Source organism: Shimia sp. (assembly GCF_022448905.1).
Taxonomy (GTDB): Bacteria; Pseudomonadota; Alphaproteobacteria; order Rhodobacterales; family Rhodobacteraceae; genus Shimia.
In genome coordinates, this window is record NZ_JAKVCW010000007.1 from 134,242 (window position 1) to 147,578 (window position 13,337).

Below are 13,337 nucleotides of genomic sequence, written 5' to 3' on the forward strand. Positions count from 1 at the left end.
CGCGCACATGCCTTCTTTATGAGAGGAAACCAGATGAAACGCACTTTTTTGACCCTGACGGCCGGTCTTGGCCTTTCGATCTGCGCCACCTCAATCGCCCAGGCACAGAACCTGCAACACTGCGCCACCCGCGACCTTGTTGTGGAACGTCTGGCCCAGAAGTACGGGGAATCCCGTCAGGCGCTTGGTCTTGGCACGCAGGGCGCCATGGTGGAGATTTTTGCTTCGGAAGATTCCGGCAGCTGGACCATCACCGTCACCATGCCAAATGGCTCCACCTGTCTGATGGCAACCGGCCAAGCCTATGAAAAGCTTGCCGAAGCTCTGCCAGCCAAAGGTGACGACGCCTGATGTCATACGCCTTTAGAAAAGCGCGTCAAAAATCAGCTTCACGCCGGTGATCGACAAGAGCGTATAGGTCAACGCGAAAAAGACCCGCTCTGAAACGGCGTGATGCAGCTTCACACCACCCCATGCCCCAAGCAGCGCGAATGGTGCCAAAAGCGCACCCGCGCGCAGGGTCTCGGCGGTAAACACCCCGAGAAACGCATAGGGCACAAACTTAGCGATATTGATGGCCCAGAACACCAATACGGTGGTGGCCTGATAGGCAGTTTTGCCCATCCCCCGAGACAGTAAGTAAACCGCCGCCGGCGGTCCACCCGCATGGCTGACAAAGCTGGTGAACCCGGCCACAGCCCCCGCGAGCAATCCGGCCCGCACTGGCATCTTTTTTCGCGCTTGCCCCCGCGGCCAGAGTTGCCAGATCACAAAACCAAGCGAAACAGCGCCAATCAACAGGCGCAACACATCATCATTGGCGACCCGAAACAGCGCAACGCCGCCCGCAACTCCCGGCAATCCACCCAGAATCAGCACCCTTGCCTCCGGCCAGCGCCACTTGCCCCAATAGGGCTTCAGCGTCACCAAATCGACCAGCATCAACAGCGGCAGCATCAACCCCAACGCCTGCACCGGCGGCAGAATCAACGCCAGGACAGCCGCACTGGCAAAGGCCGCGCCAGAGCCAAATCCGGCTTTGGAGACACCCGCAAACAGCACCGCAACCGGTGCCAATATCCAGAATGTGAGAGAATCAGTCATACAAAAACAGGCGCACCCAAGGATGCGCCTGCTGCAAATCGAGGCAACTCATGCTGCAAAGCAGCGTAAGAGCGCTTACTTGCCGTCAAGAATCTTCTTACGCTGATCCTTGTATTCCTTCTCTGTCACCAGACCGTCCGCATAGGCTTTTTCCAGCGATGCCAACTGGTCGCCAACGCTCACAGCCTGCACGTTTGTGGTCGCGTTGCCGCCGCCACATGCAGAGACGGTCATGGCCACCAAAGTCAGCGCCATCAGGGTTTTCAGAGTCGTTTTCATATTTTTGGTCCTCAAAGAAGCCTGTGAATTGTCCCGCACATCTACTCACAGCCGTCGCGCCAAATCAAGCGTGCCAAACCATACAAATTGCGCGAGAATTTGCCCCTCTGTGCCGTGATCACAGGTGCGGCAGCTGGGCTGCCTCCGGCTTCAAACACTTGCGTCAACGCGAAATTCGACTTAAGCCACCCCCCGATAATCAACCGGACCGGAGATAGATCCCATGGCACGACCAAAGATCGCCCTCATCGGCGCAGGTAACATCGGCGGCACGCTCGCCCACCTCGCTGCAATCAAAGAACTTGGTGACGTTGTACTTTTTGACATCGCTGACGGCCTGCCACAGGGCAAGGCGCTCGACATCGCAGAATCCGGCCCGGTCGAGAAAATCGACGCCGCGATGTCCGGCTCCTCCGACTACTCCGCGATCGCCGGCGCAGACGTCTGCATCGTGACCGCAGGTGTGGCACGCAAGCCAGGCATGAGCCGTGATGACCTGCTGGGCATCAACCTGAAAGTGATGAAGTCCGTCGGCGAAGGCATCCGCGACAACGCGCCAGACGCATTTGTGATCTGCATCACCAACCCGCTGGACGCAATGGTTTGGGCGCTGCAGAAATTCTCCGGCCTGCCAACCCACAAAGTCTGCGGCATGGCGGGCGTTCTGGACTCCGCACGCTTCCGCCACTTCCTGGCCGAAGAGTTCAACGTGTCCATGCGCGACGTAACCGCCTTTGTTCTGGGCGGCCACGGCGACACCATGGTGCCTTCCGTGCGCTACTCCACCGTAGCCGGCATCCCTCTGCCAGACCTGATCGAGATGGGCTGGACCACGCAGGAAAAACTGGACGCCATGGTTCAGCGCACCCGTGACGGCGGCGCCGAAATCGTTGGCCTGCTGAAAACCGGCTCCGCCTTCTACGCACCAGCGGCCTCCGCCATCGAAATGGCCGAAGCGTACCTGAAAGACCAAAAGCGCGTTCTGCCATGTGCCGCCTACTGTGACGGCGACCTCGGTGTGAAAGACATGTATGTTGGCGTGCCAACCGTGATCGGCGCCGGTGGTGTTGAGAAGGTTGTGAACATCAAGCTCAACAAAGAAGAGCAGGAAATGTTCGACACCTCCGTGAACGCTGTAAAAGGCCTCGTGGACGCCTGCAAAGGCATCGACGGCTCCCTGGCCTAAGCCAAAGCACGACAGATTTGAAAAAGGCGCCCATTGCGGCGCCTTTTTTGTTTTAGAAACTGGTGGGCACCCGCCCGTCTTGAATATCCTTGAGCGCAGCGTCAACCGCCGCCGGGGACAGATCTACATGTGCTTCCGGGAACACCTTCTTGATCTTGGCGGGCACATCGACGCCCGACGAGGTCATGCGTCCCAACAGACGCAGGACCAACGCCTGAAAACCGCTGATCTCTTTGACGTGACGGTACAGGTCATCCAGATAGTCGCTGTCGTCGCGATGGTCCCACACATCCTGCGCCTGATTGATCCGCGCTTGGTTGTGTGGCTGAAGCACTTTTCCATTCGGCACTTTTTTGCGCAGTTTATCAAGCCAATGCGCCTTGGTCATTCCGTCAAAATGCAAGATCGCACGCCCTGGAAAACGGCCCTGAACGTCTTCCTCAACAACATCCTCAGGCAATTCGGCGCGGTGCAATGCCAAAGGCAGCCCGGAGGACACCCGCGTGAAGGCTTTGCCGTGCCAATACCCCGCAACCCCTTTTTGCAAGTAGCGCGCGTATCTGCCGTATATGAGAGGCTGCGCTCGATGCACGATCCGCGGAAATGGCACCCGAAAGCCTCCCGAAAAGACATGTGGCTGAGGTTGGCCACGCACGTGTACCCGTTCACTGTTAAATGCAACAATACTTAGGATTTGATCCGGCTGTTGTGCCAGAAACGCAAACAGCGCCGCTGCGTTTGTGACGTATTCGTCCGCATCAATATGTGCGATCCAATCAGCATCACTTTGGGACATCGCAGAATCTGCATTGACCGATTGACGCACACGAAAATCCCAGGGGCGTTTACCCTTGACGCTGTCCTTCCAATACGCACCGTCACAACGCACAACCTTGATCTTCTCATGTCCGGAGACAATATCTTCCAGCTCTTTGTTGGGTGCGTCCAGATGCAACCAAATGCGGTTCACGCCCAAATCCACATGATGCGCCAGGAACCCCAACGTCACCGCCGTCGGCTCAAACGCCGTTGTCACAATATCCCAACGCAAATGTCTTCTCCAAGCCGATGCGAGACCGGCGCCAAATATGCTCCCAGCATGGGGGAGAAAGCATGCCGTGTAAAACAACAATGCGCCCGCGGCTGTCGAATTCATCCTTTTGGTTGCGCTGGCCACCAAACTGCCTACACTTTCTGCTTGTAGGCGCTCCGGCGCCCCAGTCTTTTGACCAATCTGTTTGAGGTCCCAAATGTTTCATCGCCTAGCTCTGCCCGTTACCTTACTCTCGCTTGCAGCCCTCGCCGCCTGCGGCAACCCGCAAACCACCTCGGATCGCAGCGTGCGCGCGGGACCGCAAGCCCAATCGCCGATCACCCCAGGCCCCAACAACACCTTTGCTACGCCTGGCCTGAACCAGTATTTCAACGCACCCGTTGTAGAGTGATGTTTCGGCCCGTTAAGACGGGTCAATACAATCGCAGAGCCGATAAAATCGCTGGCCGCATATCGCCAATCCGTTTGCGGTAACGCTGCACTGCAATCCGAGTCGTCGGCGCATCCCCTTATTTCACAGGCAATTTATTTAACTTGTGCGACTTTCCGCCGAGGAAGGCTCATTTGTGATCACACATTTTCTCACTGTGATCACAAATAAGAAAAAATCCACCATTCCTGTCGAATTTGCTTATCGGCTCGACCGGACTGTGCCAGAACCGCTTCAATCGCAGCAAGATGGGACAGTTCCATGAACATCCACGAATATCAGGCGAAAGCCCTGCTTCGCTCCTACGGCGCTCCGGTGTCCGAAGGCCGCGCCGTTCTGAAAGCAGAAGACGCAAAAACCGCCGCCGGCGAACTTGACGGCCCACTATGGGTTGTGAAGGCGCAGATCCACGCAGGTGGGCGCGGCAAAGGTTCTTTCAAAGAAGCCGACGCTGGTGAAAAAGGCGGTGTCCGCCTCGCCAAATCGGTCGAAGAAGCCGCCGAAGAAGCCAAAAAGATGCTGGGTCGCACCCTTGTGACCCACCAGACCGGCCCAGCGGGCAAACAGGTCAACCGCATCTACATCGAAGACGGCTCCGATATCGAGCGTGAGCTGTATCTGGCTCTGCTGGTCGACCGTCAGACCTCCCGCGTGTCCTTCGTGTGCTCCACCGAAGGCGGCATGGACATCGAAGAAGTGGCCGAAGCCACTCCTGAGAAAATCCTGTCCTTCTCCGTCGATCCGGCCACCGGCTACCAGCCATACCACGGCCGCCGCGTTGCCTTCTCCCTGGGCCTTAAAGGCGCACAGGTTAAAGAATGCGTGAAGCTGATGGGCATTCTCTACAAAGCCTTCATGGAAAAAGACATGGAGCAGCTGGAGATCAACCCGCTGATCGTCATGCCAGGCGGCGCACTGAAAGTGCTCGACGCCAAAGTGGGCTTTGACGGCAACGCCATCTACCGCCACGCGGACATCGCCGAACTGCGCGATGAGACCGAAGAAGACCCAAAAGAGCTTGAGGCGTCCAAATACGACCTGAACTACATCGCTCTGGACGGTGAAATCGGCTGCATGGTGAACGGCGCGGGGCTCGCGATGGCTACCATGGACATCATCAAACTCTACGGTGCAGAGCCTGCCAACTTCCTCGACGTGGGCGGCGGCGCCACCAAAGAGAAAGTGACCGAAGCGTTCAAGATCATCACCTCTGATCCAAACGTCAAAGGCATCCTCGTGAACATCTTCGGCGGCATCATGCGCTGCGACGTGATCGCAGAGGGCGTTGTGGCCGCGGTTAAAGAAGTTGGCCTGCAGGTTCCACTGGTTGTGCGCCTCGAAGGCACCAACGTGGAAGCCGGCAAAGAGATCATCAACACCTCTGGTCTTGATGTAATCGCAGCCGACAACCTGTCCGACGGCGCCGAGAAGATCGTGAAAGCGGTTAAGGGCTAAAGTATGAGCGCGGTCAAAACAACATCTCTGTCGGCTACACGCTCGATCAGTGTGATCGTTGCGGCCGCGCTATCGATTTTTGGGCAATCGGTGGAAGCGGAAACCAAACTTAAAAAGGCTCGCCTTTCAAGTTTGGTGACCCCCTTCATCAAAGTTTGCGGACAATATCCGTCATATAAGGACAGCGAAAGCACGCTAAAGTCGATCGGCTACAAGTCCGATGGTAATGGCGATTTTTTTCTGCCCGGATTTGATGTTCGATTTTCGGTCGAAAAAAATCGAAAATGTGAAATGCGAGCAAGATATGACGGCACACCGCACCGCGCGGATCGTGACTTTCGCCCCGAGCAAGCCGTAAGTTGCAAGGACGGAAATGCTATTGTGGTGACGCGCACGATTGAAAACTATCGCGGCCCGGAACCTAACTTTTTCCGCGCCGCCGTTTCCCCAGATCAAACAGCTCACATAAGGCGTAAATGCCCCATTGCGAGCACATCATAGGCTCTACTCCGCAAGACACACGCACCAGACTTACCGCCCTTTGCGGCGATTACAGAAATGAAAGAAGGAACCACAATAAATGGCTATCCTCGTAGATGAAAACACCAAGGTTATCTGTCAGGGCTTCACCGGCTCTCAGGGCACCTTCCACTCTGAACAAGCCATCGCATATGGCACCAAAATGGTAGGCGGCGTGACCCCGGGCAAAGGTGGCATGGAACACCTCGGCCTGCCGGTCTTTGACTCGGTACACGACGCCAAAGCCAAGACCGAAGCCAACGCTTCCGTGATCTATGTACCTCCGCCCTTCGCAGCGGACTCGATCCTTGAGGCCATCGATGCGGAAATGGAACTGATCATCTGCATCACCGAAGGCATTCCTGTGCTGGACATGATGAAGGTACAGCGCGCGCTGGAAGGTTCCGCGTCCCGCCTGATCGGTCCTAACTGCCCAGGTGTGATCACCCCTGACGCCTGCAAAATCGGCATCATGCCAGGCCACATCCACAAGCGTGGCTCCGTGGGCGTTGTGTCCCGCTCCGGCACCCTGACCTACGAAGCGGTGAAACAGACCGCAGACATCGGTCTGGGCCAGTCCACCGCTGTGGGCATCGGCGGCGACCCAATCAAAGGCACCGAGCACATCGACGTGCTGGACATGTTCCTGTCGGATGATGAGACCCAGTCCATCATCATGATCGGTGAGATCGGCGGCTCTGCGGAAGAAGAAGCCGCTGAATTCCTCGCCAACGAGCGCAAAAAAGGCCGCTGGAAGCCAACCGCTGGCTTCATCGCAGGCCGCACAGCGCCTCCCGGCCGCCGCATGGGCCACGCCGGTGCGATTGTTGCCGGTGGCAAAGGTGGTGCCGAAGACAAGATCGCCGCGATGCAGGAAGCTGGCATCGTCGTCGCAGACAGCCCAGCCGGCCTCGGCGAAGCTGTGCTCAAAGCGATCGGTTAAGCATGCTTGGTTGGCCCCCGACATATGCCCATAGGGCAGCGCCTGACCGCGGGCGGGGCGAAAGCCCCCGCCCGTCAAACCGAAGGTTTGCCTTCGGCAAGGTATGGCGGTCGGGGGCTGCCCGACAGTGCTGGGCTATTTCAAGCTCAAAAAGCAACGAAGCCTCCGCTCTTCTCCACGTATCAGCCACGCGATTTCTTGAACGCGCTGTTAACTCAACCGAGTTATGGCGACTAAAGGGAGTTGCTAATGTTTGAAAACGCTAAAGTTGTTTTTTTGCGTGGCCTTGATTTCAAGGGTCGGTCGGACCGGTATGAACTATGGAGCTTTGTGTGGCTCCTCTTTTTGACTTCAATCGCGCTCACCATATTTAATTCGGTCGTTTTTGGCCCCACCGTGACGGAACAGTTTACCATCACAATAGAAAACGGCGTTCAAAGAGAAGGAATCGTGCATCATACCAGTTACGATAGCGGTTGGTTTGGCACGGTTCTTCAAATCGTTGTTGCTTTACCACTGCTGGCGGTTTGCTGGAGGCGCATTCAAGACTTGGGAAGACCTAACTGGATTGTCCTTGCCCCGTTTGCCGCAGCAGCGATCTGTTTTGGGTTGTTTTACGTTACGAGCGAAACAGTCCCCCTAGACCTCTCCTCTGTGCCTGAGGGGCTTGAGTTTCCTACGGAGGTGCGGGCGCCTTCCAGTGGTGCGCTATTCATAACTCTGTGGCTCTTCTCCGCCGCTACCTTAATCCTGACAATTGTGCTCCTTGCACGCCCGTCCCAACCCGGTCCCAACAAATACGGTCCCAACCCACATGAGGTGCCATCATGACCGAACAGTCGCCAAACGACATCTTCCACGCCTCCTCCTTTATGCAGGGGCACAATGCGGAATACCTCGAACAGATGTACGCCCGCTACGCCGCCGACCCCAATGCGGTTGACGAAGTCTGGCAGGAGTTCTTCCGTCAGCTCGGCGATGCGGAGCTGGACGTAAAGGCAGAGGCCGCGGGCCCTTCCTGGGCGCGCGCGGATTGGCCGCCACAGCCCAACGACGACTGGACCCAAAGCCTGACCGGCGAATGGGCGGAACCGGCGGAGGCCAAGGCCGCTGGCAAAAAGATCAAAGAGAAAGCCGCCGAGAAAGGCGTTGAGGTCTCTGACGAAGCCATCAAACGCGCGGTTCTGGATTCCATCCGCGCCCTGATGCTGATCCGCGCCTACCGTATTCGCGGCCACCTGATCGCCCACATCGACCCGCTGGGCATGCGCGACCAGACCCCACATCCGGAGCTTGATCCAAAATCCTACGGCTTCACCGACGCCGACATGGATCGCCCAATCTTCATCGACAAAGTACTCGGTTTGGACATCGCCACGATGCGCCAGATCATGGACATCGTGAAGCGCACCTACTGTGGCACCTTCGCGCTGCAATACATGCACATTTCCAACCCTGACGAAGCGAGCTGGCTGAAAGAGCGCATCGAAGGGTACGACAAAGAAATCCGCTTCACCCGCGAGGGCCGCAAAGCGATCCTGAACAAACTGGTCGAAGCCGAAGGCTTTGAGAAGTTCCTGCACGTGAAATACATGGGCACCAAGCGCTTTGGTCTGGACGGTGGCGAAAGTCTGATCCCGGCCATGGAGCAGGTGATCAAACGCGGCGGCAACTTGGGCCTGAAAGAGATCGTGATCGGCATGCCCCACCGTGGCCGCCTGTCGGTTCTGGCCAACGTGATGGCCAAGCCCTACCGCGCGATTTTCAACGAATTCCAAGGCGGCAGCTTCAAACCTGAGGATGTCGACGGCTCCGGCGACGTGAAATACCACCTCGGCGCCTCCTCGGATCGCGAGTTTGACGGCAACCAAGTGCACCTGTCTTTGACCGCAAACCCCTCCCACCTTGAGGCAGTAAACCCGGTTGTTTTGGGCAAAGTCCGCGCCAAGCAGGACCAGCTCAACGATGACGAGCGCACCGCAGTGATGCCAATCCTGCTGCACGGCGATGCCGCCTTTGCGGGTCAGGGTGTTGTAGCTGAGTGTTTTGCGCTTTCCGGCCTGAAGGGTCACAAAACCGGCGGCACCATGCACATCGTGGTGAACAACCAGATCGGCTTCACCACCGCCCCGCACTTCTCCCGCTCCTCGCCATATCCAACCGACAACGCGCTGGTTGTGGAAGCGCCAATCTTCCACGTGAATGGCGACGACCCAGAGGCGGTTGTACACGCGGCAAAAGTGGCCACCGAGTTCCGTCAGAAATTCCAGAAAGATGTCGTCATCGACATGTTCTGCTACCGCCGCTTTGGGCACAACGAGGGCGACGAGCCCATGTTCACCAACCCGGTGATGTACAAGCGCATCAAGAAGCATAAAACCACGCTCACGCTCTACACCGAACGCCTGGTGAAAGACGGCCTCATCCCAGAGGGCGAAATCGAGGACATGAAAGCCTCGTTCCAGGCTCACCTGAACGAAGAGTTTGAGACTGGCAAAGAGTACAAGCCAAACAAGGCAGACTGGCTCGACGGCCGTTGGTCCCACCTGGACAAACGCGGCGAAGACTATGAGCGCGGCCAGACCTCGATCAAGCCAGAAACCATGGCGGAAATCGGCAAGTCCCTGTCCACCGTGCCAGATGGCTTCCCACTGCACAAAACCGTGGGCCGACTTCTGGACACCCGTGGCAAGATGTTCTCCTCCGGCAAAGGCTTTGACTGGGCCACCGCCGAAGCCATGGCCTTTGGCTCTCTGCTGACCGAAGGCTACCCGGTCCGCCTCGCAGGTCAGGACGCCACCCGTGGCACCTTCTCCCAGCGTCACTCCGGTATCATCAACCAGGACACGGAAGAGCGCTACTACCCGCTCAACAACATCCGCGCCGGTCAGAGCCAGTACGAAGTCATCGACTCCGCCCTGTCTGAATACGCGGTGCTGGGGTTTGAATACGGCTACTCGCTGGCAGAACCAAACGCGCTGACCCTCTGGGAAGCTCAGTTTGGCGACTTCGCCAACGGCGCGCAGATCATGTTCGACCAGTTCATCAGCTCCGGCGAAAGCAAATGGCTGCGCATGTCCGGTTTGACCGTTCTGCTGCCACACGGTTTTGAAGGCCAAGGCCCAGAGCACTCCTCGGCCCGCCTGGAGCGCTTCCTGCAGATGTGTGGTGGCGACAACTGGATTGTGGCCAACTGTACCACGCCAGCCAACTACTTCCACATCCTGCGCCGTCAGCTGCACCGCACGTTCCGCAAGCCGCTGATCCTGATGACGCCAAAGTCTCTGCTGCGCCACAAGCTGGCCATTTCCGAAGCGGAAGACTTCACCGATGGCTCCTCCTTCCACCGCGTGCTGTGGGATGATGCTGAAAAAGGCAACTCCGACACCAATCTGAAGAAGGACAAGGACGTCAAACGCGTCGTGATGTGTTCCGGCAAAGTCTACTACGACCTGCTGGAAGAGCGTGACGCCCGCGGCATCGACGACATCTACCTGATGCGGATTGAGCAATACTATCCGTTCCCGGCCCACTCGCTGATCAAGGAGCTTGAGCGCTTCAAAGATGCCGAAATGGTCTGGTGTCAGGAAGAGCCCAAGAACCAGGGCGCGTGGTCCTTCATCGAGCCCAACATCGAATGGGCCCTGACCCGCATCAAAGCCAAACACACCCGTCCGGCATACGCAGGCCGCCCGGCCTCCGCCTCCCCTGCCACCGGACTGGCAAGCCAACACAAAGCCCAACAAGCAGCGCTGGTGGATGCCGCGCTCTCCATGGAAGGAAATTGATCCATGACCGAAGTTCGAGTCCCTACCCTTGGCGAATCCGTCACCGAAGCCACTGTTGCCACCTGGTTCAAAAAGCCGGGTGATGCGGTTGCCGTGGACGAAATGCTCTGCGAGCTGGAAACCGACAAGGTGACCGTCGAAGTGCCTGCCCCTGCCGCGGGCGTTCTGGGTGAAATCGTCGCTGCCGAAGGCGACACCGTGGGTGTTGACGCCCTGCTGGCGATGATCAACGCCGGAGAAGGCGCCGCCCCTGCGCCAGCCGCAGCGCCTGCCGCCGCAGCCCCCGCTGCCGGTGGTGGCGACGCGGTGGACGTGATGGTCCCAACCCTTGGCGAATCCGTGACCGAGGCCACCGTCTCCACATGGTTCAAAGCCGTGGGTGACACCGTTGCGCAAGACGAGATGCTCTGCGAGCTGGAAACCGACAAGGTCTCCGTTGAAGTGCCCGCGCCTGCCGCCGGTGTGCTCTCCGAAATCCTCGCTCCAGAAGGCACCACCGTGGACGCATCTGCCAAGCTGGCTGTGATCGGTGGCGCATCTGCCTCCGCAGCCGCAGCTCCTGCTGCCGCTCCAGCCGCCGCAGCCGCACCTGCCGGGTCCGCTGATGTGGAAAACGCCCCCTCCGCCAACAAGCTGATGGCAGAAAAAGGCATCGACGCCGCTTCTGTAACCGGCACCGGCCGCGACGGGCGCATCATGAAAGAAGACGTGCTGAAAGCCGCGCTGGCGCCAGCCGCCGCAGCCCCTGCCCCAGCCGCCGCCCCACGTGCACCGGTTGCTGCTGACGACGCGGCCCGCGAAGAGCGCGTGAAGATGACCAAGATGCGTCAGACCATCGCCCGTCGTCTGAAAGACAGCCAGAACACCGCCGCCATGCTGACCACCTACAACGAGGTCGACATGACCGAGGTGATGGCGCTGCGCAGCCAGTACAAAGACCAGTTCGAGAAGAAGCACGGCGTGCGTCTCGGCTTCATGTCCTTCTTCACCAAAGCCTGTGTGCATGCGCTGAAGGAAGTGCCTGAGGTGAACGCAGAGATCGACGGCACCGACATCGTGTACAAAAACTATGTGCACATGGGTGTGGCCGCCGGCACGCCGCAGGGTTTGGTTGTGCCCGTGATCCGCGACGCGGACGCCATGTCCTTTGCGGACATCGAGAAAGCCATCTCCGAGAAAGGCAAGCGCGCCCGTGACGGCAAGCTTTCCATGGCCGAAATGCAGGGCGGCACCTTCACCATCTCCAACGGTGGTGTCTACGGCTCCCTGATGTCCTCCCCGATCCTGAACCCGCCGCAGTCCGGCATCCTCGGCATGCACAAAATTCAGGACCGTCCAATGGCGATCAACGGGCAGGTTGCGATCCGTCCGATGATGTATCTGGCCCTGTCCTACGATCACCGCATCGTAGACGGCAAAGGCGCCGTGACCTTCCTCGTGCGCGTGAAAGAAGCGCTGGAAGACCCACGCCGCCTGCTGATGGATCTGTAAAAACCGTGACCGACCGCCCCCAACATAGGGCAACGCCTGACCGCGGGTGGGTGCTGAAAGCACCCGCCCATGGGGGCGGTCGGGCGCTGCCCGAGCCACACGTGGCCCGTGCGGAGAGGTGATATGAAGTCAATGCGCTCCTCCCAATGGCCTGTCAAAGTGGCGCGATTGTTCTTGATCGCCATCTTAATTGAGCGCCTGTGGCCATATTTCTATTTGGCGACAGTAAGCAACTCACTCCAAGGGTATCTGGCTCTGATTGACCGACAGGGCGCGCACTTTGCCGTCGTGACGATGATCGTCTTACTGGTCATTCTCCGCTGGTCCAAAACCGTCGTCGCAACAGTGTCAGCCATGTTTGCAATCGCCGGACTGCACGACGCGGTGTTTTATGGTGTCGACTTAAGCAATGGCTACGCACGCAGTGAACTGTTTTGGGGAACCTGTTTCGCCATAGCAGCATTCCTTCTGAGTATCGCAATCTTTGGAGAGAGGCGTGCAAATGCCACGGCTCAGGAGAATAACTAAGTGTTAAACTCCAATCGCCGACCAAATTCTTCTAACCCCAAATCTCCCGGGGTAGAGGCATCCCAGATGCCTCAGGGGCAGCGCCCCTTCCCGCACTTCGCCACCCATTTCCCCACCTCCGCGATACAGACGCAATACCGACGCTATGCAGACGTGCAAAAATCGCCCAAACTGCCCCTATTGGAGAGACGCGCATTTCCCCTGCCCGCCGCTGGCCCCGCGCCGCGCGAGATGCAGAACATAGGAGGATAGACCATGCCCACCCATGTGCTCTGGCAAGCTGATGTTGCCGATTTTGACGCCTGGCTCACCGTCTTCCGAAAGGACAGCGCCAACCGCAAAGCCGCCGGGATTGTGGACCTCAACGTCTGGTCCGATCCCGATCATGAAAACCATACCATCGCGCTGTTTGCCATCGTCGAAAAAGACAAGGCCCGCGCCTTTTTTGACAGCGAGGAACTCGCCATGCACATGGAGCGCGACGGCATCACCAACGTCACCGTAAAACTGTTGAAACCCGAATAGAGACCAACCATATCAAGCTCTTCATTGTGAGAGCT

Annotated in this window: 14 protein-coding genes; 11 read left to right on the forward strand and 3 right to left on the reverse strand. The window is 58.1% G+C overall.

All coding sequences use genetic code 11. The features are described 5' to 3' along the window. Positions 1 to 33: 33 nt before the first annotated feature. Positions 34 to 351 (forward strand): hypothetical protein, encoded by a 318-nt coding sequence (locus MK208_RS10415; RefSeq protein ID WP_294116425.1) that lies wholly within the window; start codon positions 34 to 36, stop codon positions 349 to 351. A gap of 12 nt (positions 352 to 363) precedes the next feature. Here MK208_RS10415 and MK208_RS10420 read toward each other — a convergent pair whose 3' ends face one another. Further along, positions 364 to 1,104 (reverse strand): sulfite exporter TauE/SafE family protein, encoded by a 741-nt coding sequence (locus tag MK208_RS10420; protein ID WP_294116426.1) that lies wholly within the window; start codon positions 1,102 to 1,104, stop codon positions 364 to 366. Positions 1,105 to 1,179: 75 nt separating this feature from the next. Then, positions 1,180 to 1,383: a hypothetical protein gene (locus MK208_RS10425; protein ID WP_294116428.1), complete on the reverse strand. Its 204-nt coding sequence runs from the start codon at positions 1,381 to 1,383 to the stop codon at positions 1,180 to 1,182. Between the two features lie 223 nt (positions 1,384 to 1,606). On the opposite strand from MK208_RS10425, the gene mdh reads away from it, so the two are divergent. Continuing rightward, positions 1,607 to 2,569, forward strand: coding sequence for a malate dehydrogenase (mdh, locus tag MK208_RS10430; protein ID WP_294116429.1), 963 nt, complete (start codon positions 1,607 to 1,609; stop codon positions 2,567 to 2,569). Between the two features lie 52 nt (positions 2,570 to 2,621). Here mdh and MK208_RS10435 read toward each other — a convergent pair whose 3' ends face one another. Then, positions 2,622 to 3,620, reverse strand: coding sequence for a glycosyltransferase family 2 protein (locus tag MK208_RS10435; protein WP_294116431.1), 999 nt, complete (start codon positions 3,618 to 3,620; stop codon positions 2,622 to 2,624). A gap of 199 nt (positions 3,621 to 3,819) precedes the next feature. Between MK208_RS10435 and MK208_RS10440 the strand changes: the two genes are divergently transcribed. From MK208_RS10440 to MK208_RS10480, 9 genes are all read left to right on the forward strand, one after another. Beyond that, positions 3,820 to 4,014 (forward strand): hypothetical protein, encoded by a 195-nt coding sequence (locus MK208_RS10440; protein WP_294116432.1) that lies wholly within the window; start codon positions 3,820 to 3,822, stop codon positions 4,012 to 4,014. 300 nt (positions 4,015 to 4,314) lie between these two features. Further along, entirely contained in the window at positions 4,315 to 5,508 is a 1,194-nt protein-coding gene (sucC, locus tag MK208_RS10445; protein ID WP_294116434.1) for an ADP-forming succinate--CoA ligase subunit beta, read from the forward strand. 3 nt (positions 5,509 to 5,511) lie between these two features. Then, entirely contained in the window at positions 5,512 to 6,009 is a 498-nt protein-coding gene (locus tag MK208_RS10450) for a hypothetical protein (protein ID WP_294116435.1), read from the forward strand. Positions 6,010 to 6,088: 79 nt separating this feature from the next. Next, on the forward strand, positions 6,089 to 6,970 hold the full coding sequence (sucD, locus tag MK208_RS10455) for a succinate--CoA ligase subunit alpha (RefSeq protein ID WP_294116436.1): 882 nt from the start codon (positions 6,089 to 6,091) through the stop codon (positions 6,968 to 6,970). A gap of 249 nt (positions 6,971 to 7,219) precedes the next feature. Further along, positions 7,220 to 7,801 (forward strand): DUF805 domain-containing protein, encoded by a 582-nt coding sequence (locus MK208_RS10460; RefSeq protein WP_294116437.1) that lies wholly within the window; start codon positions 7,220 to 7,222, stop codon positions 7,799 to 7,801. Then, the gene (locus MK208_RS10465; RefSeq protein WP_294116438.1) at positions 7,798 to 10,758 is read left to right on the forward strand and encodes a 2-oxoglutarate dehydrogenase E1 component; all 2,961 of its coding nucleotides are present in this window, start codon (positions 7,798 to 7,800) and stop codon (positions 10,756 to 10,758) included. The genes MK208_RS10460 and MK208_RS10465 overlap by 4 nt, the downstream gene beginning before the upstream one ends. Before the next feature lie 3 nt (positions 10,759 to 10,761). Next, the gene (gene odhB, locus MK208_RS10470) at positions 10,762 to 12,249 is read left to right on the forward strand and encodes a 2-oxoglutarate dehydrogenase complex dihydrolipoyllysine-residue succinyltransferase (RefSeq protein WP_294116439.1); all 1,488 of its coding nucleotides are present in this window, start codon (positions 10,762 to 10,764) and stop codon (positions 12,247 to 12,249) included. Between the two features lie 123 nt (positions 12,250 to 12,372). Next, the gene (locus MK208_RS10475; protein WP_294116440.1) at positions 12,373 to 12,777 is read left to right on the forward strand and encodes a hypothetical protein; all 405 of its coding nucleotides are present in this window, start codon (positions 12,373 to 12,375) and stop codon (positions 12,775 to 12,777) included. A 255-nt stretch (positions 12,778 to 13,032) separates the two neighbouring features. Continuing rightward, positions 13,033 to 13,302: a hypothetical protein gene (locus MK208_RS10480; protein WP_294116442.1), complete on the forward strand. Its 270-nt coding sequence runs from the start codon at positions 13,033 to 13,035 to the stop codon at positions 13,300 to 13,302. Positions 13,303 to 13,337 lie beyond the last annotated feature (35 nt).

Coding starts and splice junctions, on each gene's coding strand:
- MK208_RS10415 (WP_294116425.1), top strand. CDS start 34: ATGAAACGCACTTTTTTGACCCTGACGGCCGGTCTTGGCCTTTCGATC.
- MK208_RS10420 (WP_294116426.1), bottom strand. CDS start 1,104: ATGACTGATTCTCTCACATTCTGGATATTGGCACCGGTTGCGGTGCTG.
- MK208_RS10425 (WP_294116428.1), bottom strand. CDS start 1,383: ATGAAAACGACTCTGAAAACCCTGATGGCGCTGACTTTGGTGGCCATG.
- mdh (WP_294116429.1), top strand. CDS start 1,607: ATGGCACGACCAAAGATCGCCCTCATCGGCGCAGGTAACATCGGCGGC.
- MK208_RS10440 (WP_294116432.1), top strand. CDS start 3,820: ATGTTTCATCGCCTAGCTCTGCCCGTTACCTTACTCTCGCTTGCAGCC.
- sucC (WP_294116434.1), top strand. CDS start 4,315: ATGAACATCCACGAATATCAGGCGAAAGCCCTGCTTCGCTCCTACGGC.
- MK208_RS10450 (WP_294116435.1), top strand. CDS start 5,512: ATGAGCGCGGTCAAAACAACATCTCTGTCGGCTACACGCTCGATCAGT.
- sucD (WP_294116436.1), top strand. CDS start 6,089: ATGGCTATCCTCGTAGATGAAAACACCAAGGTTATCTGTCAGGGCTTC.
- MK208_RS10460 (WP_294116437.1), top strand. CDS start 7,220: ATGTTTGAAAACGCTAAAGTTGTTTTTTTGCGTGGCCTTGATTTCAAG.
- MK208_RS10465 (WP_294116438.1), top strand. CDS start 7,798: ATGACCGAACAGTCGCCAAACGACATCTTCCACGCCTCCTCCTTTATG.
- odhB (WP_294116439.1), top strand. CDS start 10,762: ATGACCGAAGTTCGAGTCCCTACCCTTGGCGAATCCGTCACCGAAGCC.
- MK208_RS10475 (WP_294116440.1), top strand. CDS start 12,373: ATGAAGTCAATGCGCTCCTCCCAATGGCCTGTCAAAGTGGCGCGATTG.
- MK208_RS10480 (WP_294116442.1), top strand. CDS start 13,033: ATGCCCACCCATGTGCTCTGGCAAGCTGATGTTGCCGATTTTGACGCC.